Origin of the sequence: Methylosinus sp. sav-2 (assembly GCF_004366495.1) — a bacterium.
Lineage (GTDB): Bacteria > Pseudomonadota > Alphaproteobacteria > Rhizobiales > Beijerinckiaceae > Methylosinus.
In genome coordinates, this window is sequence record NZ_SOEJ01000001.1 from 190259 (window position 1) to 211210 (window position 20952).

15 protein-coding genes are annotated in these 20952 nt (G+C 66.9%); 5 read left to right on the forward strand and 10 right to left on the reverse strand.

All coding sequences use genetic code 11. The features are described 5' to 3' along the window. Window positions 1-294 precede the first annotated feature (294 nt). From EDE12_RS00880 to lepA, 7 genes are all read right to left on the reverse strand, one after another. Window positions 295-1746, reverse strand: a complete 1452-nt coding sequence (locus tag EDE12_RS00880) for a DUF3526 domain-containing protein (RefSeq protein ID WP_026599986.1) — start codon at window positions 1744-1746, stop codon at window positions 295-297. A gap of 8 nt (window positions 1747-1754) precedes the next feature. Next, window positions 1755-3236, reverse strand: coding sequence for a DUF3526 domain-containing protein (locus EDE12_RS00885; RefSeq protein ID WP_026599985.1), 1482 nt, complete (start codon window positions 3234-3236; stop codon window positions 1755-1757). Then, window positions 3233-3955, reverse strand: coding sequence for an ABC transporter ATP-binding protein (locus EDE12_RS00890; protein WP_018266982.1), 723 nt, complete (start codon window positions 3953-3955; stop codon window positions 3233-3235). The genes EDE12_RS00885 and EDE12_RS00890 overlap by 4 nt, the downstream gene beginning before the upstream one ends. A 233-nt stretch (window positions 3956-4188) precedes the next feature. Further along, window positions 4189-5688, reverse strand: a complete 1500-nt coding sequence (locus tag EDE12_RS00895; RefSeq protein ID WP_026599984.1) for a DUF234 domain-containing protein — start codon at window positions 5686-5688, stop codon at window positions 4189-4191. Between the two features lie 83 nt (window positions 5689-5771). Next, complete coding sequence (gene ccrA / locus EDE12_RS00900) at window positions 5772-7028, reverse strand: crotonyl-CoA carboxylase/reductase (RefSeq protein ID WP_026599983.1); 1257 nt, start codon at window positions 7026-7028, stop codon at window positions 5772-5774. Between the two features lie 136 nt (window positions 7029-7164). Beyond that, window positions 7165-7614, reverse strand: a complete 450-nt coding sequence (locus EDE12_RS00905) for a hypothetical protein (protein ID WP_024878447.1) — start codon at window positions 7612-7614, stop codon at window positions 7165-7167. 39 nt (window positions 7615-7653) lie between these two features. Continuing rightward, window positions 7654-9459 (reverse strand): translation elongation factor 4, encoded by a 1806-nt coding sequence (gene lepA / locus EDE12_RS00910; RefSeq protein ID WP_026599982.1) that lies wholly within the window; start codon window positions 9457-9459, stop codon window positions 7654-7656. Window positions 9460-9564: 105 nt separating this feature from the next. On the opposite strand from lepA, the gene EDE12_RS00915 reads away from it, so the two are divergent. After that, a complete protein-coding gene (locus EDE12_RS00915) occupies window positions 9565-10953 on the forward strand; it encodes a hypothetical protein (protein WP_026599981.1) in 1389 nt (462 codons plus the stop codon). Window positions 10954-11007: 54 nt separating this feature from the next. On the opposite strand, the gene EDE12_RS00920 is transcribed toward EDE12_RS00915, so the two are convergent. Together EDE12_RS00920 and EDE12_RS00925 are read right to left on the reverse strand one after the other, a co-directional pair. Beyond that, complete coding sequence (locus tag EDE12_RS00920; protein ID WP_026599980.1) at window positions 11008-11679, reverse strand: hypothetical protein; 672 nt, start codon at window positions 11677-11679, stop codon at window positions 11008-11010. 234 nt (window positions 11680-11913) lie between these two features. Then, the gene (locus tag EDE12_RS00925) at window positions 11914-12246 is read right to left on the reverse strand and encodes a Rieske 2Fe-2S domain-containing protein (protein WP_024878443.1); all 333 of its coding nucleotides are present in this window, start codon (window positions 12244-12246) and stop codon (window positions 11914-11916) included. A gap of 124 nt (window positions 12247-12370) precedes the next feature. Here EDE12_RS00925 and cutA point away from each other — a divergent pair, with 124 nt between their 5' ends. The 4 genes from cutA to EDE12_RS00945 all read left to right on the forward strand — a co-directional run bounded on the left by cutA (window position 12371) and on the right by EDE12_RS00945 (window position 20217). After that, window positions 12371-12715 carry a divalent cation tolerance protein CutA gene (cutA, locus tag EDE12_RS00930; RefSeq protein WP_026599979.1) on the forward strand — a complete coding sequence of 115 codons (345 nt, stop codon included), beginning with the start codon at window positions 12371-12373 and terminating at the stop codon, window positions 12713-12715. 120 nt (window positions 12716-12835) lie between these two features. Further along, window positions 12836-18448, forward strand: coding sequence for a hypothetical protein (locus tag EDE12_RS00935; protein ID WP_026599978.1), 5613 nt, complete (start codon window positions 12836-12838; stop codon window positions 18446-18448). Window positions 18449-18511: 63 nt separating this feature from the next. Further along, window positions 18512-19723 carry a divergent polysaccharide deacetylase family protein gene (locus EDE12_RS00940; RefSeq protein ID WP_026599977.1) on the forward strand — a complete coding sequence of 404 codons (1212 nt, stop codon included), beginning with the start codon at window positions 18512-18514 and terminating at the stop codon, window positions 19721-19723. Then, the gene (locus EDE12_RS00945) at window positions 19720-20217 is read left to right on the forward strand and encodes an RNA pyrophosphohydrolase (RefSeq protein WP_024878439.1); all 498 of its coding nucleotides are present in this window, start codon (window positions 19720-19722) and stop codon (window positions 20215-20217) included. Before EDE12_RS00940 ends, EDE12_RS00945 begins: the two co-directional genes overlap by 4 nt. Here EDE12_RS00945 and lipB read toward each other — a convergent pair. After that, window positions 20199-20942: a lipoyl(octanoyl) transferase LipB gene (lipB, locus tag EDE12_RS00950; protein WP_036291334.1), complete on the reverse strand. Its 744-nt coding sequence runs from the start codon at window positions 20940-20942 to the stop codon at window positions 20199-20201. The genes EDE12_RS00945 and lipB overlap by 19 nt on opposite strands. Window positions 20943-20952 lie beyond the last annotated feature (10 nt).

The window sequence follows — 20952 nt, forward strand, 5'->3', positions numbered from 1 at the left end:
GCCTCTGTGCAGGGCGATCGCGTGAACGACAAATCGGGCGCCTTCACCCTCCCCTTTATGGGGAGGGTCGGATGGCGCAGCCATCCGGGGTGGGGTCGCACGGCAGAGACTCGGCGGAAACACCCCCACCCGATCGCCTTCGGCGCTCGACCTCCCCCCTCGTCGAGGGGGAGGTGGAAACGCCTCTTTAGGCGCCAATTCTCGTTCACCCCGCGCCTCTTTGATTATTTCTCACGAGGCAGGATAGCACAATTCCTGGAGCAGACGCGCAAAACGCCCGCGACGCTGCGTCGCTCACGCCGCCTTGCAGCGCCGCAGCCCCCGCCACGCCAGCACGGCGAGCAGCAGAGCCGGCAGCCCCACGCCGGCCGCGAGCGCGGAGGCGACGCCGGCCGAGGCGCTCGCCACATCCGCGCTCGCGGGGAAGCGCGGCAGAGCGGCGTAATCGGCCTGCGTCAACGACTGGCCCGCATGGGCGCGCGACCAGAAGAAATCGCGCCAACGCTTGTGGAAGTCGTCGAGCTGGGCGGAGAATTCCGCATAGCGGCGGTCGCCGGAGCCGGCGATATCGGCGACCGAGCGATACATCACCAGCGCCGGCGAGAGAAAGGACAGCTGGTCGGCGAGCGCGCGCTGGCGGGCGAGCTGCGCCTCGTGACGCGCCATCACCGCCTCGACCCGCGCATTGGCCGTCTCCAGCACGGCGAGGCGGCGAATGGTGCGCTCCTTGGCGTCGCCGAGCTTCATCTCTGCCGCCGCAGCGTCGGGATGCTCTTCGGCGTAACGGGCGAGCGCGGCGTCGCGCTCGCGATCGGCGTCGGTCGTGGCGGCGCGCGCGGCCAGCGTCATTTCCGAGCGCGAAGGCGCCGGATAGAGCGCGTCGGCGAGCGTGTTGACGGCGGCGGGCGCGATCATGGTGAGGCCTGCCCAGACGGCGATGAGCGCCAGCGCATTATAGGCGGAGCTTTTGCCGAAACTGTCGATGACGGCCGCGAGCAGCGCCCAAAAGGCGCCATAGGCGAAGATCGCCGCGATGAGCAGCGCGAAGGCGCCGGAGCCGAGCGGCTCGGCCCCGCGCAGAAGATAGACGCCGGCGCAGGTCGCCGCGATCATCGCCAATATCGGCAGGCCGGCTCGCGCCGCGAGCTTGCCGAGCAGAACGGCGGTCGGACTCTCCGCGCTGGCGAGGGTGAGGGCGAGCGTGCCCTTCTCGCGCTCGCCCGCCGAAAGATCGAAGCAGAGCGCGAGAATCGTCAGCGGAAACACGAAGACCAGCACGAAGGCGAGATCGATCGAGCCGCTGGCGAGATGCGCCGGATTCTCGATCTCATCGGCGAAGAAGAAACTGTCCTTGGTCCCGCTCGTCACTTTCAGCGCGGCGGGAAAAAGATCGCTCTGCCCTGTGGCGACGATCGCGAGCGGGGTCGGCTCCAGCGCCGCCACCGCCGCCGCAGAGCCGCCGCCGACAAAGGCCGCGTTGCGCGGATCGCGATAGGGCGGCGTTTCGCCCTTCACGCGGCCGGCGTCCAGATCGGCGAGCGCCTTGCACAGCGAATCGAGACGCAGCGTCTCGTCGCGCCGCGCATCCTCTATCGCCGCTTTTTGCGCAGCGATGCGCTCGGCGCCGTCGAAAAAGGCGAGCGCGCTCATCGTCGCGATCGCCGCGAGCACGGACCAAGCGGCGGCGTCGCGCCGCAGAAGCCGCCATTCGAACCGCCATGCGGCGAGAAACGCAGAGAAGGTCATGGCGGGCCTCACAGGGGTCTGAGGCGTCGCGCGGCGAAGCCGGCGAGCGCCGCGGTCAGCACGGCCCAGAGCGCGAGCGCGACGAGATCTCCGCGCGCATGGGAGAGCGCGAAGGAAACGGCCGGCGCGGCGTAATCGAAGGAGGGGATGCGCTCCCACATATCGCGTGACGCGACATAGGCGGCGTCGCCATAGCGCGCATTATGGATGAGGTCCTCGCTCGCCGCCGTCTGAATGCGGCGCCTGTGCGCCTCCGCCGCGGTGGCGAAATCATATTGATGCCAGGAATCCGTTCCCGAGAAGCTCGTCGAGAAGGGCTGCATGGCGAGCGCGGGGAAGAGAAAGCCCGGCGCCGCGCGCAGCCTGTCCTGCGCGTCGAAACCGGCCTGCAGCGCGCCGAAATGCTTGTCGAAAATGACGAAGCCGTTCTCGTCGTCCTTGCGTAGCGCGAGGCCGCGGAAATTGACCGGCAGATCCTCTATGCGCGAGACGCCATATTGCGCCAGCACGCCGTCGCGAAAGGCGACGAAGGCCGGATGAGATTCGTCGTGGCCGAATGTCTTCTTCTTGTCCTCGGCGATGGCGTTGCGGAATTCGAGCGCCGTCGGCAGCGTCGCGACGCGCTTGGCGACATCTGTCATCACGCGCGGCGCCAGAAAACAATTGGCGAGCCAGAAGGCGAGCAGGAGCACCAGCGCCGTGCGCGTGGATTTGGCGAAAGCCGACACGCCGAGCGCGAGAAAAACGAAGCCGGCGAGATAGAGGCCATAGCCGAAGGAGAGCGCCAAAAGACGCTCGAGCTGATCGGCGACGGAAAAATCATGATCGGCGAGGAAGAGCGTCGCCAGCACGGCCGCTGCGAAAGCGGGAATGAGCAGGACCGAAAGAGCGCCGAGCGCGGCGAGCGCCTTGCCGGCGAGGATATCGACCGGCGAGGCGCCGAGGCTCATCAGCTGGCGCAATGTGCCGCGCTCGCGCTCGCCCGCGAAACCGGCGAAGCCGAGCAGAACGGCGACGAGCGGCATGATCGTCTGCAGCACGAAAGCGAAGGACAGTCCCCCGAGCCGCGCGCCGACGCCGGCGTCGCGCGCCGCGCGAAATTGCGCCTCGTTCTGCTTATGCGCCTCCAGCCAGACGGCCTCGCCGACATAGGCGTCGACGCCCGGATCGGCGAGCGCCAGCGGGCTCTGCGGCTTGAAGGCGTATTGGCCGAAATGCGCGGCGGCGTGCGGGTTCTTCGCGCCTTGGCCAGTCCACAGCGCGCGATCGGTCGCGGCGGCGGCGGCGCGCTCGCGATCCAGCCGCATATGCTGCGCGGCGCCGAAAGCGAGCGCGCCGAGCATCAGCAGGAAGACGAGGCCGAACAGCCAGGCGAGCCGGCTGTCGCGGCGCAGCTCCGCCCATTCCTTGAGAGCCACGGCGCGGGCGACGCGCCAGCGGCCGGCGGGCGCCTGAGTCGCGGGCGCTTTCGCGACGACGATCTCGCTCATGCCGCCGCTCCTCTGAACTGCTCGAGATAGGCGCGCTCGAGGCCGAGATGATCGACGTCATCGGCGCCGAAGACGGAAACGAGCCGGCCCGCCTGCATCACCCCGATGCGCGTGCCGCATTGCTTGGCGAGGAAGAGGTCGTGCGTGACCATCAATATGGCCATGCCCTGCTTGCGCAGCTTCTCGACGAGAGCGGCGAATTCATTGGCGGCGAGCGGATCGAGGCCGGAGGTCGGCTCGTCGAGCAGCAGCGCCTGCGCGCGCCGCGCCAGAGCGACGGCGACGCCGACCTTCTGCCGCATGCCCTTGGAATAGCCGGAAACGCGCCGGAAGGCCGCCTCCTCCGCGAGCCCGGCCTCGCCGAGCAGCGCCAGCAATTCCGCCCGCGCGAGGCGCCGGCCGCCGGAAATCTCGGTGAAATATTCGAGATTCTCGAGCCCGGTGAGCGCGCCATAGAGCATGACGGTCTCAGGGATATAAGCGAGACGACGCCGCGCCTCGAGCGGCTCGCGCGCCGAATCGACGCCGCCGACCAGCGCCTGGCCGGAGGTCGGCGCGATGAAATTGAGGAAGAGATTGACGGTCGTCGTCTTGCCGGCGCCATTGGGGCCGAGCAGACAGAACGCCTCGCCGCCGGGAATATGCAGATTCAGCCGGTCGAGGGCGGGGCGATCCGCCTTGCCCTCATATCTCTTGGTCAGCTCGCGCGCTTCCAACATGCGAAATCGCCTCCCGACGCCGAGGGCTGTTTTCGCAGCTTTCCGCGCATAGCGTGGGAAGTCGTCTCGAAGCGCCCGTCCGACCCGGCATCACATCGGCGCGCGCTCGCACGATACGACAGCGCAGTCACGCCCGATCGGCAGTGCTGGCCTCTGTGCTGTCGTATGCAATTCGCGCGAGCTTTTCATGCTCGCGCCTTCCGTGTCAATGCGCATCGAGCGGACTAGCGCGATCAGAAAGTGAGCCACCGCTCGAAATCATTCATGTCGATGCAGAGCATCCCAGCGCGCCCCAGCGCCTCGCGTTCGAAAGGCGAGAAAATCGGCGCATACACCGCTTTTTCGATTCTCCAGTCGCGATAGGGCGCGCCGGTCTTCGTCGCCAAAAACCGCGAGACATGTTCCTCCAAGCTCGCGAGCGCTTGCGAGTCGTGCGCGCTGGCCGAACGCTTGCAGGAACCGAAACGGATACGACGATTGGCTTCGTCCAGCGCGATCATATCGATTTCGATGTCGCTGCCGTCGGCCTTGTTCCAATAGCCGGCGACGAGTTCTGTCAGCGGAAAATCGCCGACGCCTTTGCGGGAACATTCCTCGGTGATCTGGCGCACGAGCTTTTCGAAAGTGTAACCCTCGTGGGTTTGCAGAGAGACGTTGGCTTTGGCGACGGCCTCGTCGATCGGGCGAATTCGGGCGAGTCGCACATTGCGTTGAATTGCGGCGAGCCATGCGCTCAGAAAGTTATCTGTTATGACATAGCGGGCGTTTCGCTGCTTTTCGGACGAGAGGATTGGGTGGAGCTTTTCCACCATCCCGTATTTTTCATTGAGCACCTTCAGATAGCCGGCGAGCTGATTTTCCTGCGCGGGACCGGTGCGGTCATATTCCGCCCTCAACTGGCCATGCGACAACGGCCCGAGACGCGCCAGGAGAATCAGGACGGTGTCGTATCGCCCGCGCAGTTCTCGAAGAAACCAATTGTCGGCTTCATCCCTCAGCGGACTTGATCCCTCGAAAAACATGGTCCGAAGAGTCTCGGATCGATAGGAGGCTATCGACTTCAGCACGCCTTGATCGAAACAGTCACGGTAGAACTTGGGAACTCCTTCGAAGATCGACCACAGAAACAGGCGATGACGAGGATCGGTGATCCCATGAGCGCGAAACATCTCGAATAGGGTTTCGAAATCCCAATGGCCGATGTGCAAGCTGTCGGTGACACGGTTGAAGAGCGGAGAGGCGCGATCCTCGAGAATTGCCGTCATTTCTGTATGGATGGAGCCAAGTGTGAAGAGCCCCCCGCCAATGTCTGAACGCGAACGGGCGAAGTCGACTTCCGACTGCAAATATGACTGGAACTCGACCAGTGACGCCCGGTTGAAATATTGAAACTCGTCGAGCGCGATTATCCATCCCAACGCCCACGAGTCGCGCAACAATACGGCGATCGACTGAAAATCTTTGCAGACGCGCCGCGCATCGTCTTGCGGGGCTCCAACGTCTTCGATCGAATCCTCGAATGCTTGGATGACGCCGCGCGGGTCGCTATCGGGAACCTGCACATAGATGGCTTTGTCCGCGAGCCCCCGCCGCCGGATCGCCTCCTGAATCAGCGACGTCTTCCCGATCCGCCGCCGTCCGGAGATCGCGCAAAAGAAAAAGCGCCGGCGCGCCAAGATCTTATCGATCTTGGCGAGCTCGACACGCCTTCCGTAGAAGCCCCATTCCGCCATCGGCTCTCGCTAACATAAAAATTTTTATGTTAGCCTATATAGGGCTGATAGCGGCTTTTTGACAATGCGTTATCGCACGAGGCTCACTTCTTCCCCGCAGCCGCGATCACATCCTCGAGCGAGCGCAGGCCGGTGGTCGGGGCGTTGACCAGCACCGCCATATTGCCGGGGGCGTGCTCGTTCTTCCACATCTTCGTGTGCGCGTGCGGGATCTTCGCCCAGGTGAAGACTTCCGACAGGCAGGGATCGACGCGGCGGTCCACGACGAAGCGATTGGCGGCGGCCGCCTGCTTCAGATGCGCGAAATGCGAACCCTGAATGCGCTTTTGCCGCATCCACACATAGCGGGCGTCGAAGGTGAGGTTGAAGCCGGTCGTGCCGGCGCAGAACACCACCATGCCGCCGCGCTTCACCACCATGCAGGAGAGCGGGAAGGTCTGCTCGCCCGGATGCTCGAAGACGATGTCGACGTCCTTCTTGCCGGTGATGTCCCAGATCGCCTTGCCGAAATTGCGGGCGGCCTTGGACCAGTCGTTGAACTCCGGCGTGTTGACCGTCGGCAGCTGGCCCCAGCAGCCCTTGAAGTCCTTGCGGTTGATGACGCCCTTGGCGCCGAGCGAGAGCACATAGTCGCGCTTGCTCTCGTCCGAGATCACGCCGATGGCGTTGGCGCCGGCAGCCGCGCAGAGCTGCACGCCGAACACGCCGAGACCGCCCGAGGCGCCCCAGATGAGGACATTGTCGCTGGGCTTCAGCCGGTGCGGCTCATGGCCGAACAGCATGCGATAGGCGGTGGCCAGCGTCAGCGTGTAGGAGGCCGACTCTTCCCAAGTGAGGTGCTTGGGGCGCTCCATGAGCTGGCGGTCCTGCACGCGGCAGAATTGGGCGAAGGAGCCGTCCGGCGTCTCATAGCCCCAGATGCGCTGCGAGGCGGAGAACATAGGATCGCCGCCATTGCACTCCTCATCGTCGCCATCGTCCTGGTTGCAGTGGACGACGACCTCGTCGCCGACCTTCCAGCGCTTCACCTTGGAGCCGACGGCCCAGACGATGCCGGCGGCGTCGGAGCCGGCGATATGATAGGGGAGCTTGTGGACGTCGAGCACGGAGATCGGCTGGCCGAGCGCGGCCCAGACGCCATTGTAATTGACGCCTGCCGCCATCACCAGCACGAGCACGTCATGGCTGTCGAGCTCCCAGGTGGGCACCACCTCGAGCTGCATCGACTCCTCGGGCGGTCCATGCCGCTCCTTGCGGACGACCCAGGCGTGCATCTTGGCGGGAACATGGCCGAGCGGCGGAATCTCGCCGATGTCGTAGAGGTCTTTCAGTTCGGTCAACGTCTGGCTCCTCGGGGAACTCTTATCGGGCCGGCGGCGGGGCCGAGGGCGCCATTGATATACGGCCCGCTTTCGCCTGAACAGAGGGATATTCGGCCGGGATGAAGGAGGGGGGCCGGCCGGCGATTTCGCCCGCTCACTCCACCGGCTTCCAATTCTCCGCGAAATAGCCTTCCGCATCCAGCGGGGCGACCTGCTTTCCCGGCCGCGCCTTTTTGCCCGCGCATTTCCATTCGTAGATCGTGTCATGGCCGGTCGCGGCCATGGGGATGAAGTCGGAACCCGGATTCTCGCGGCAATATTGCGCGGCGCCGGGCAGAGCGCGCGATCTGTTCGCCTTGAAGCAGGGGAGATTGGCGCCGGTCACGCAGGCGAGCGTCCGCCCGCCCGAGCAGCGGTAATAGGCTCCGCCAATGTCTCCAGAGAGGCCGAAAGCGCGGCGGATCGCCGGCGCGAGGGAGGCGGGAGCCGCGCGCGGGGCGGAACTCGCGCCCGATGCGCAGAGTGGCGCGGCGGCGGCAGGAGCGGCGAGCGTGAGAAGAGCGGAAATCAGAGCCGAGCGAAATGGAACAGACAGCGCCGTCATCGACCTTCTCCCTCGACGGGGCGCGTCCGGGACGGCGCCCTAATCCTCCATCTTCAGCGCAGCGATAAACGCCTCCTGCGGAATCTCCACGCGGCCGAACTGGCGCATCTTCTTCTTGCCTTCCTTCTGCTTCTCGAGCAGCTTGCGCTTGCGGGTGGCGTCGCCGCCGTAGCACTTGGCCGTCACATCCTTGCGGAAGGCGCGCACCGTCTCGCGGGCGATGATCTTGCCGCCGATCGCCGCCTGAATCGGCACTTGGAACATATGCGGCGGGATCAGCTCCTTGAGCTTCTCGCACATTTGCCGACCGCGCGAATCGGCGCGCGTGCGATGCACCAGCATGGAGAGCGCATCCACCGGCTCGGCGTTCACCAATATGCTCATCTTCACGAGATCGCCGACGCGATAATCGGTGATGTGATAGTCGAAGCTGGCGTAGCCCTTGGAGATCGACTTCAAGCGATCGTAGAAGTCGAACACCACTTCGTTGAGCGGCAGGTCATAGACCGCCATGGCGCGCTTGCCGACATAATTGAGATCGACCTGCACGCCGCGCCGATCCTGACAGAGCTTCAGCACCGCGCCGAGATAATCGTCCGGCGTCATGATCGTCGCGCGGATCCAGGGCTCGAGAATCTCGTCGATCTTCACCACATCCGGCATATCGGCCGGATTGTGCAGCTCGATCTCCTCGCCGTTGGTCAGCTTGATCTTATAGACGACCGAAGGCGCCGTCGCGATGAGATCGAGATCGAACTCGCGGCGCAGACGCTCCTGAATGATCTCGAGATGCAGCAGCCCCAAGAAGCCGCAGCGGAAGCCGAAGCCGAGCGCGGCGGAGGTCTCCATCTCATAGGAAAAGCTCGCGTCATTGAGGCGCAGCTTGCCGATGGCGGCGCGCAAATCCTCGAAATCGGCGGCGTCCACCGGGAAGAGGCCGCAGAACACCACCGGCTGCGCCGGCTTGAAGCCCGGCAGCGGCTCCGCGCATTGCTTTTTGTCTTCGGTGATGGTGTCGCCGACGCGCGTGTCGGCGACCTGCTTGATCTGCGCGGTGATGAAGCCGACCTCGCCCGGCCCGAGCGAGGCGACATCCTGCATCTTCGGCTTGAACACGCCGATCTTGTCGACCTCGTAATGGGCGTTGGTGCCCATCATGAGAATCTTCTGCCCCTTGCGCATGCGCCCGTCGATGACGCGCACCAGCACGACGACGCCGAGATAGGCGTCGTACCAAGAATCGACCAGCATCGCCTTGAGGGGCGCCTCATCGTCGCCCTGGGGCGGCGGCAGGCGGGTGACGATCGCCTCCAGCACATCGGGAATGCCGATGCCGGTCTTGGCGGAAATGAGCACGGCGTCGGCGGCGTCGAGGCCGATGACGTCCTCGATCTGTTGCCGGATGCGGTCGGGCTCCGCCGCCGGCAGATCGATCTTGTTCAGAACGGGCACGATCTCGTGACCGGCGTCGAGCGCCTGATAGACATTGGCGAGCGTCTGCGCCTCGACGCCCTGGCTGGCGTCGACGACGAGCAGCGAGCCTTCGCAGGCCTTCAGCGAGCGCGAGACCTCATAGGCGAAATCGACATGGCCGGGCGTGTCCATGAGGTTCAGGACGTAATCCTTGCCGTCCTGGGCCTTATAGTCGAGGCGCACCGTCTGCGCCTTGATGGTGATGCCGCGCTCGCGCTCGATATCCATCGAATCGAGCACCTGCTCGACCATATCGCGCGCGGCGACGGTCCCCGTCGCCTGGATCAGCCGGTCGGCGAGCGTCGACTTGCCGTGGTCGATATGCGCGACGATGGAGAAATTGCGGATATTGTCGATTTTGCGCGTCGTCATGCGGCGGGGATAGCAGCGCCGGGGTGGGAAGGGAAGCGGATTTGACAGGAGCGGGCGGGCTCTGCTCCTCTCGCGCCCCCGCTCCCCGAGACGTCAGGCGCCGCCATGATCCGGGTCCAATTCCGGCTTTTGCTTTCTCTCGCTCTTTCCATCCCTTCTTTTTCGGCCCTCGCCCAGAGCTTCGACTGCGCCAAGGCGACGACGGCGGTGGAGCGTCTCGTCTGCGCCGATCGCCGGCTCGGCGCGCTGGATGGCGAATTGGGCGCGGAGGTGAAGCGCAGCCTCGCGGCCGATCCGGCGCATCGGGCCGAAAAGCTCGGCGAGGCGCGCAAATGGCTCAGCGAGCGCGATCGCCTATGCGCCCTGCCGGCGGGGGAGCTTCGTGGAGAGGCGCGGGCGAAGGCGCTCGCCTGCCTCGCCGCCGCCTATGAGGCCCGGCTCGCCGCGCTGAAAGCGGCGCCCGCCGCGCCGGAGACCAGCGCGATCTGCCGCAAGCTCGCCGATCGTTACGCCGCCCTCCTCGCGAAGGACCCAGAGGCGCCCTACAAAGAATCCTTCTATGCCGAGAGCCCATTGCAGGTGCTCGCCGCCGCGCCGGACGCCGGCGTCATGGTCGCCGCGCCGGCGGCCAATATCGACGACGTCACGCGCGCCAAGCTCGCCGCCTGGGCGAAGGCGGAACCGCAGCCTTTCGTCTTTCCAGATACGCTCGCCGCCGAAATCGTCGCGCTGGGCGCCCATACGCGGCTCGTCATCGATCGGCTCCCCGGCGAGGCCTATTACGCCGCCGGCGTCACCGAGGGGACGATGCATTGCTATTCGGCGATCTATTTCAGCGTTTCCGGCGGCGCTGCGCGCAAAGCCGCGGAGCCGGACGGCGGCGAGGAGGGCTGCGGCGCTTCCCCCGACTTCGGCAAGCTCGATGGCGCTCCAGTCGCCTTTGAAGAGGGCCACGATTATTCGCCGTCGCTCTCCTCTTATGTCGCGGTCAAGCCCTGGCGCGCAGGTCGCTTCGGTCCGGCCTGCACGGCGCATTTCGAATTCGCGCCGAAATTCGCCGAGCATGCGACCTACAACCAATGGGAGGAGCATTGCGCCGGCGCCGATTGCGAGGCTTTGCGCAAAGAGGCGCTCTCCCTCGTCGAGGCGGCACAGAAGCAGCCGCTCGCCGCGCGTAAGGCGGCGCTCGCTCGGCTCTCGGCGACGCAGGCGGAGGAATTCGCGAAGATGGAAGAGGCGGCCGGCCCAGATTTCTCGGGCGAGCCCGACGATCCTGCGCAATATGGCGACGAAAATGGAAAGGCGCTGAGGCTTCCCTTCCTCCATGGCGGCCGGCTCTATCTCGCCGAGCTCGGTCATTTCACCATCGGCTGGCGGGTCTTTTCCGATTGGCGAGTCGCGTTGGAGCAGCTCGACAAGGGCAAGCTCGCAGAATCGTCGGTCTTCGCCATCGGCATGACCAAAGGCGCGCTGCGCGGCGCCTCGGCAAAATGAAAATGGCGCGCACATCGCAGGGACGCGCGCCATTTTGAATTCGAGGCGAAACGCTCAGCTCTGCTTCAAGCGGGTCTCGATCTCGCTCTTCGCCTTGGCGTAGAGCTCCAGCGCGCGGGGCTTGGCCCATTGATAGGCCTCGACCAGACGCGGCGCGAGCCAGCGCAGGAACTCGGCGCTCAGCCGGCCGGCCGTGGCCGCGCCCTCGACGATACGGTCGAACCAAGGCAGCGCCGCATGGCCCTCCGGGATTTTGGAGCGCGTCCAGGCGACGGCCAGCTTCAGCTTCTCCTGCGCATAATCGGCGAGCACGACGAGCGGATCGGGCGAGCCGGCGGCGGCGAGCCGGTCCTTCAAATGGGCGATCTCGGCGCTCGCCTGCGCGGCCAGCACGGCGGCTTTCTCCTTGGCGCCATGGGCGGCGGAGAGCTCGGCGCGCAGAGCGTCCAGCTCGGCGCTCAGCCGATCGCGATGCGCGACGACGCCCTCATGCTCGGCGATAGCGGCCGCGACGGCCTTCGCCTTCTCTTCCGCAGCGGCGGACAGCTCGGCGCGGGCGGTCTCCAGCTCCTTCGACAAGGCGCTCGCCTTGGTGATGAGCTCGATTTTGTCCTTGGCGTGACGATCGCGCTCGGCGGTCATCGCCTCGAGCTGCGCGTCCAGGCTCACGGCTTCGACGCCGTTCGACGCCTCCTCGGCGACGGGGGGCTGTTCGGACAGGTTCATCTCCTACCTCTCTTCGTGGCCTAGAGACGCATCCGGCGCGAAACATAGAGAATTTTGCCGATTCGGCAAAAGCCGAATCTTCCCTCCATGCGCCCGCGCCCGCTCACGGCCGATCTCGTCGATCTGTCCGCGCCGAACCGCACCTAGCGTTCGGCGCAATGAGATCAACCGCTTGTGAAACTCACCTCGCTCGCTCCCGCATTCGAGGCCGATCGAGGTCCTGCCGCCGCGCGCTCAGCGATCGGCGAAGAGGGGGGTGACGCCCTCCGTATCTATATAGACGACGCCGTCCTCGATCTTGACCGGATATTCGGCGAGCCGGCTTTCCTGGGGATGGATCGGATCGCCGGTGCGCAGATCCCACGTCCAATTATGGAGCGGGCAGGTCAGCACCTCGCCGTCGAAATCGGCCGTGTCCAGCGGCGCATTGGTGTGCGGACACACGCCCTGGAAGGCCTTGATCTCTCCGCCGAAGGCGAAGGCCAGGATGATGAAATGGGAATCTGCGATGACGAGCCGCATTTCCCCTTCGAAAACAGTGTCCTCCTTGCAGACCCTGGTGAACATGTCCTTGCTTCTCCGAATGCCCGCCGCAGCTTCGCGGCGGCCCGCGCTAGGCCCAGCAAGAAAAGCGCCGACCCGCCCCGGCGCCGCGTTGATTTCGCCCGAAGGCGCGCCCATAGTCCCGCCCGTGAGCGCGAAAGAGCCGAAATTCTGCGTCGTCCAGACGACGATCGACAGCGAGGCGGGCGCTGAGCGCCTCGCCCGCGCCCTGCTCGCCGCCAAGCTCGCCGCCTGCGTTCAGATACTCCCCATCCGCAGCTTCTACGTGTGGGAGGGCGAGACGCGCGCCGACGCCGAATTTCTGGTGCAGTCCAAAGCGCGCGCGCAGGATTATGACGCGCTCGCCGCCGCCATTCGCGCCGCGCATCCTTACGAGGTCCCGGAGATCATCCGCCTCGACATCGCCTCCGGCGATCCCGCCTATCTCGACTGGGCCGCGCGCGCCACCATGCGGGACGCCCCCGCCTCCTGAGCGGCGGGAAACGCCCAGCCCCACGCAAGCCTCGCTCGGCAAAGATCATCGCGCCGGCCGCGGCCGCGCCGCCGCGCCTCCGCCGGCAGGAGAGAGCATGCGCGCGGAGTGGAGCCAGTCATGACGTCGGTCTACTCGTCGCTGACGACAGCACAGATCGCCCGTCTGCCGACGACCATCATGCGTCAGCTCGACACCTCGGACATAGAGGCGCTCGACACGACGCAGATCGCCGTGCTGACGGCGACGCAGCTCAATAATCTCTCGACCACCAATCTTCAGGCGCTGGTGACGACGCAGGTCGCCTCTCTGTCCAAGGCGGCGTTGATCGGGCTCGATCTGTCGCAGTTTTCGGCGCTCGCCTCCAGCGATTTCGATTCCTTCACCACGACGCAGCTTTCCGCGCTCACCAGCACGGAGCTCAACGCGCTCGACACCAGCGAGCTCGGCAGCCTGAGCACGACGCGGCTGCAGGCGCTGACCGCCGCGCAGATCGCCGCGCTCTCGACGACCGAGGTCTCGCGCCTCACCACGACGCAGATCGCCAGCCTCTCCTCGACGCAGGTGCGCGGCCTCACCGCCACGCAGCTCGATGCGCTCAGCCTCGATCAGATCATCGCGCTGCAGGTGAGCAATCTGAGCGCGGCGCAGGCGCGCACGCTGAACGGAACCGAGCTCGGCGCGCTCACCACGACGCAGCTCGCCTCGCTGTCCTCGACGCAGATCGGCTCGCTGACGACCACGGCTTTCGACAGCCTCTCGCAGACGGCGGTGCAGAATTTGACGGCGACGCAGCTCGCCGGCGTCGCCGCGACGCAAATCGCGGCGCTGACGACTGCCGATCTCGGCGAGTTCGCCACGACGCAGCTCTCGGCGCTGACGCTCACGCAGACGCGCGCCCTCACCACGACGCAGCTCGCGGCGATGACCTCGACCGAGATTCAATCGCTCACTGTCGCCAATCTCTCCAATGCGCAGATCGCCGGGATGAACGCGACCGGCGTCGGCAATCTCTCCGACGCGCAGGTCGCGGCGCTGGTCCCGACGCAGATCGCCGCTCTCTCCACGACGACGCTCAACGGACTCACCACGACGCGGCTCGGCGCGCTCACCACGACGCAATTTGCCGGCCTCTCCGCCGCGCAGATCGCCGGCCTCTCCGATACGACGCTCGCCAATCTGACGGAGACGCGCCTCGTCGCGCTGACGACGACGCAGGCGCGCGGGCTGACGGCGACGCAGCTCGCCGATCTTTCGACGACGGGGCTGCAATCGCTCGACGTCACCGAGCTCGCCGCCGCGCAATTTGCGGCGATCGACGCGACCACATTCTCCGATCTCTCCACCACGCAATTCGCCGCGCTGTCCTCGACGCAGATTCGCGCGCTGACGACGACGCTGCTGAACGTGCTGTCGGCGACGATGATCGCGAGCCTGACGACGACGCAGGTCGATTGGCTGACCGCCGGGCAGATCGCCGGACTGACGACGACGCAGATCGGCAATCTGACGACGACGCAGACTTCCGCGCTCGCCGCCACGCAGGCGCGCAGCCTGACGACGACGCAGCTCGTCGCCATGACGACGACGGCGATCCAGTCGCTCGCCATTGTCAATCTCACTGCTGCGCAGATCGCCGCGCTCGTCACCAGCAACGACGGCGGATTGAGCGTCACGCAGGTCGGCGCGCTCGCTTCGACGCAAATGTCGGCGCTCTCCACCACATTCCTCAATCTGCTGACCACGACGGAGCTGCAGAGCCTCACCACCACGCAGGCCGCGGCGCTCACCTCGGCGCAGATCGGCGGACTTTCGGCCGACGCAATCGACAGGCTGACGACCGCGCAGCTCGCAGCGCTCACCTCGACGCAGGCGCGCGGCCTGACGACGACGCAGCTCGACGATATGACGACGGCGCAGATCCAATCGCTGACCATATCGCAGCTCTCGGCGGTACAGATCGCCGGTCTCGGCTCCGCCGCCTTCGGCAATCTCTCCACGAGCCAGCTCTCCAACCTGACCTCGGCGCAGATCGCTGGGCTGACGACGACGCAATTCGACGCTTTCAGCGCCACGCAGATCGCCGGCTTCACCACCACTCAGCTCGCCGGCCTCACCGCGACCGAGGTCAATTCGCTGGAGACGACGCAGATCGCCGCGCTGAGCGCGACGCAGATCGCCGCAATGCCGACGCGCGCCTTCGCCGGCCTCGCCGACACGCAGGTCGCCGCGCTGACGACGACGCAGCTCGCCGCTTTCGCCACGACGCAGATCGCCGCGCTCACCTCCACCGCCGCCACGGGGCTGACCAGCGCGCAGATCGCTTCGCTCGCCACGACGCAAATCTCCGCTCTGACGGCCGCGCAGACGCGCGCTCTCGCCGATTGGCAGATCGCCACGCTGAGCACGACGCAGCTCGGCGCCTTGACCACGACCGAGGCCGCCGCTCTCACCTCGACGCAGCTCGCCGCGCTGTCTCTGACGCAGATCGACACGCTGACCACGACGCAGGTTGCGGCGCTCTCGGCCGTGTCGATCGGCGGATTCTGGCAGAGCCAGATCGCCGAGCTGTCGATGACGCAAGTCACGGCGCTCACCTCGACGCAGGTCAAGGCGCTCGCCGACACGCAGGTCGGCGCGCTCTCGGCCGCGCAGCTCGGCGCGCTCACCTCGACGCAAGTCGCCGCGCTTTCGACGAGCGGCTTCGGCGCCCTCACCTCCACCGCAGTGGCCGCTCTCACCACGACGCAGATCGGCGCGATCGGCGCGCTGCTGACGGCTGCCCTGTCGGATGCGCAAATCGCGGCGCTGAGCACGACGCAGATCGCGGCTCTCTCCGCCGCGGCCATGTCCGGCCTCGGCGCGGCGCAGATCGCCGCCATGTCGATGACGCAGCTCGCGACGCTCGCCACCACGCAGATAGCCGCGCTGGCGACGAGCGCCGTGGCCTCGCTGTCGACGGCCAATGTCGCCATGCTGACGACGACGCAGGTCGCAGCGCTCACCTCGACGCAGATGCGCGCCATGTCGGATGCGCAGATCGCCGCTTTCTCCATCGCGCAGCTCGCCGCATTGCAGAAGGCGCAGCTCGCCGCGCTTTCGACGACCGGCGTCGGCGGATTATCGACCAGCGACATATCCTCTCTCACCACCACGCAGCTCGGCGCGCTGACCACGGCGCAGATGAGCGTGCTGGTCGACACGCAGCTCGCCGCTCTCACCGCGACGCAGATCGCCGCGCTGGCCGCGACGCAGATCGCGGGCCTTTCGGCGGATGCGGTCGCCAGCCTTTCCACCAGCGTCGTCTCCGCGCTCGCCACCACGCAGCTGCGCGGCTTCACCGCGCGTCAGCTCGGCGCGCTGACGCTCGGCCAATTGGGCGCGCTCACCACGACGCAGCTCGTCGCGATGACGACGACCGAGCTCGCCGGCCTCACCGACATTCAAGCGGCGGCGCTGTCGACGACGCAGCTCGGCGCGCTCGCCGGCACGCAGATCGCCGCGCTCACCACCACCGCCGTCGCCGCACTGACGACCACCGAGGTTGCCGCGCTCAGCACGACGCAGATCGGCGCCCTCACATCGACTCAGGCCGGCGCGCTCTCCGCAACGCAGATCGCCGCCTTCGGCCTCGATCAGCTCGCGCGGCTGACCTCGACTCAGCTCTCCGGCCTGTCGACCGCGACGATCGCCGGCCTCACGCTCACCGAGCTGCAGGCGTTGACGACGACGCAGCTGCGCGGCCTCACCGCGGCGCTGATCGGCGCGCTGACGACCAGCGAGCTCGCCGCGCTGGCGACGACGCAGATCGCCGCTCTGACGACGCAAGAGCTGCAAGGCCTGACGCAGACACAGGCGGCGGCGCTCGCCGCGACGCAATTCGACGCGCTCGCCGCCACGCAGATCGCGGCGCTCTCCACTTCGGCGATCGGCGGGCTGACGACGACGCAGGTGCAGGCGTTGAGCGCAACGCAATTCGGCGCGCTGGCGGCGACGCAGATTTCCGCGCTGAGCAGCGCGCAGCTCGCCGCGCTGACCACGACGCAAGTGGGCGCGCTCACCGCGACGCAGGCGCGCGGGCTGACCTCCACCGAAGTCTCGCAGCTCGACGCCACCAGGATCGGCGCGCTCTCGACCACGGCGATCAAATATCTCACCAGCACGGCGATCGGCGGCCTCACCGCCACGCAGATCGGCCTGCTGACGACGACGCAGCTCGCCAGCGTCGCCTCGACGCAGATCGCCGCTTTGTCCAGCACCGCCATCGCCGGGCTCAGCAGCGACGAGATCGGCGCGTTGACGACGACGCAGTTCCGCAGCTTCTCCTCCACGGGCGTGGCGGCGCTGACGACGACGCAGGTGCAGGCGCTCACCACGGCGCAGATCGGCCTGTTGACCAGCACGCAGATCGGCGGCCTCGCCGCGACGCAAGTGGCGGCGCTCACCGCGACGCAGCTCGGCCTGCTGGCCGCTTCGCAGATCGCCGCGCTGGCGACGACGGGCGTCGGCGGATTGACGCAGACGCAGGTCGGCGCGCTCACTGCCACGCAATTCTCCGCGCTGACCGCCGCGCAGATCGCCGCTCTGTCGACGAGCGGCGTCGGCGGGCTGACGACGACGGAGCTCGGCGCGCTCACCACGACGCAATTGCAGAGCTTTACCTCCACCGAGATCGGCGCGCTCTCGACCACGCAGCTCGCCACGCTCACCACGTCGCAGCTGAAGACTCTCACCGCGCAGGAAATCTACGGGCTGACCTCGGCGCAGGTCGCCGCGCTCGGCACGGATCGGCTGACGGCCTTGAGCGCGGCGCAAATCTCCTATCTCTCGACGACCGGCGTCGCTGGACTCAGCCAAACGCAGATCGCCGCCCTCGCCGACACGCAATCGGCCGCGCTCTCGGCCGATCAGATCGCCGCTCTCTCGCCCACCGCCGTCGCCGGGCTCAGCACGACGGAAATCGCCTCGCTGAGCTCCACGCAATTCGCCAGCCTCTCGGCCTCCGCCATAGCGGCCCTGACCTCGTCGCAATTCTCGAGCCTCACCTCGACGCTGATCGCTCTGCTCTCTGCGACCGAGCTCGGCGGCCTCACCGCGACGCAGGCGGCCTCGCTCACCACGACGCAGCTCTCCGCATTGAGCGAGACGCAGATCGGCGCCGTCTCCTCGGACGGAATCTCCGGGCTCTCGGCGACACAGATCGCCGATCTGACGACGACGCAATTTTCCGGCTTCCGATCCACGCAATTCGCGGCGCTGACGACGGCGCAGATGCAGGCGGTGACGACGACGGAGATCGCGGCGCTGACCAACGCCCAGCTCGGCGGCCTGCTGCGCCCGCAATTGCGCGCGCTGACGACGACGCAGGTCGGCGCGCTCACCACATCGCAGATTTCCGCGCTGGCGACGACGCAGGTCGTCAATCTCACCACCACCGAGATCGGCGCGCTCTCGTCCACGCAATTCAACGCGCTGACCTCGACGCAGATCGGCGCGCTCACCACGCAGCAGCTCGCCAATCTCGACGGCCCGGTCATCGCCTCCTTCAACGCGCTCCAGCTCACCGGCCTCACCACGACGCAGGTGGCCGCGCTGACCACATCCGCCATAGCGGCGTTGACGACGACGGAGCTGCTGGCGCTCAACGGCAATCAGATCGCCGCCTTCACCACGACGCAGATCGCCGGCATGACCACGCAGCAGCAGGCGGCGCTGGCGCTGGCGGTCTCGTGATTTCAAAATGACCGGGAGGCGCCCCGATTCGCGCCTGACGCAAAAGGGAGCCCGCCGCGGGCAATGACCGACGAATTGAACGAGCCATTGGGCTTGAACGAGCCGCTGGAGCCACGCCCGGCGCGCCCTCGCGGCAAGCGGACGAAAAGCGTCGTCGCCGCATTGCTGCTCTGCGGAGCCGGCGGCGCCGCGCTTCTCCTGTCCTTGCGCGATCCGCAGGCGGGCCAGCCCGTCGCCGTCGCGCGCATCGAAATGGTCGAGCCGCCGCCGGCGCCGGCGCCGGCGAGCGTTCCCATGGAGCGCGCGTCGGTCACGGAAACGGACAAGCGCGCCGATGAGATCGCCGATATCGAAAAGCGCTCGGGCGTCAAGGTCACGCGCGTCGGCGGCGGCGAGCTTCCCGGCGCGCTCATCATAAGGCTCGACGAGCAGCATACGGCGCTCGCGCCGGCGCCGGACAAGCGCCTGGTGGAGAAAGGCCGCAGCGGCCCGCTGCCCAAGATCGGCGCCGATGGCGCGAAGCCGATGGAGGTCTACGCCCGCCCTGCGACGATCAGCGCGCGTCTGCCCGCTGGCGCGCCGCGCATCGCGCTCGTCGTCGGCGGCGTCGGCCTCAATGCGCAGCTCACGGCGAGCGCCATCGACGAATTGCCCGGCGCCGTCACGCTGGCGCTCGCGCCCTATGGCGCCGATCCGGAGAGCGTCGCCGCCAAGGCGCGCGACCGCGGCCACGAGATTTTGCTGCAGGCCCCGATGGAGCCTTATGATTATCCGCGCGAAAATCCCGGGCCGCATACGCTGCTGACGACGCGCGGCGCCGGGCTCGAGGATCTGCACTGGCTGATGAGCCGATTTTCGGGCTATATCGGCATGGTGAATTATCTCGGCGCGCAATTCACCGCCGACGAGACCGCGCTGACGCCCACGCTCACCGACATAGCCGGGCGCGGGCTGCTCTTTCTCGACGACGGCACGTCGCCGCGCTCGCTCGTTGCGACCCTCGCGCCGCGTCTCGCCTTGTCGGCGGCGCGGGCGGATGTGGCGATCGACGCCGGCGCCTCGGGCGAGGCGATGGAGAAGGCGCTGACGCAGATCGAGGCGCTCGCGCGCCGCAATGGTCAGGCGATCGTCACAGCCGGCGCGCTGCCGCAGACGATGACGCGCCTCGCACGTTTCGCGCGCGAGCTCGAGCGCAAGGGAATTGCGCTCGTGCCGCTGAGCGCGCTGGCGTCGCGGATCGAGGACAAAGAGGCGAGAGCCGGAAAGTGGAAATGAGCGAGCTGGCCTACAGACCCTGCGTCGGCGTCATGCTGATCAACGCCAAAGGCCTCGTCTTCCTCGGCCGGCGCCTCTCCAAGCGCGCCGATCCGCAGGTGATCGAGCATGAATGGCAAATGCCGCAAGGCGGCATAGACGCAGGCGAGGAGCCGCTCGCCGCCGCGCTGCGCGAATTGCACGAGGAGACCAATGTGACCAGCGTCTCCGTGCTCGCCGAGGCGCAGGATTGGTACAGCTACGATCTGCCGCCCGAGGCCTCGAAGCGCTGGAAAGGCAAATATCGCGGCCAGACGCAGAAATGGTTCGCTTTCCGCTTCGAGGGCGAGGAGGCGGAGATCGACATAGAGCGCCCCTGCGACGGCCAGCACGAGCCGGAATTCGACGCCTGGCGCTGGGAGCGGGCGGCGCTATTGCCGCAGCTGATCGTGCCTTTCAAGCGCGACGTCTATGAGCGCGTGGTTCGCGATTTCGCTCATCTCTCGGGAGACTGAGGCGCCGTCGTCGCGCCGAATATGGGCTCGAAGGCGCGGCGCAAAGCCGCGTCCACCGCCGCCATATCGGAGACCTTGCCGAGATCGGCGAGGCTCGTCACGCCAAGATGCGCCTGCCGCACGCCGCAAGGCGCTATGCCGGAAAAATGCGTGAGATCCGGCGCGACATTGAGCGCCAATCCGTGGAACGTCGTCCAGCGCCGCACGCGCACGCCGATCGCCGCAATCTTGTCCTCGGCCGGCTCGCCGAAAAGGCCCGCAGGCTTGTCCGGCCGGCGCGTCCATACGCCGACGCGATCCTCTCGCCGCTCGCCGGCGACGCCGAGCGAAGCGAGCGTTTCGATGAGCCAGGCCTCGAGCCCGGCCACATAGGCGCGCAGATCGCGCTTTCGCCGCGTGAGGTCCAGCATCACATAGGCGACCCGCTGTCCCGGCCCGTGATAGGTGAACTGCCCGCCCCGCCCGGTGCGATGCACGGGAAAGCGCGCATCGAGCAGATCGGCCTCCTTGGCCGAGGTTCCGGCGGTGTAGACGGGCGGATGCTCGAGCAGAAGGACGCGCTCGGGAGCGGCGCCATCGGCGATGCGCTCGACCAGCGATTCCATCTCGGCGACGGCGGCTTCATAAGGCGTGAGACCGGGAGCCACGACCCATTCCACCGGCGGCGAGCCGGGCCGGGGAAGCAGCGAAAGCGCGCAATCGTCGCGCAACAATGGAGCGGTCATGAGAGGGAAT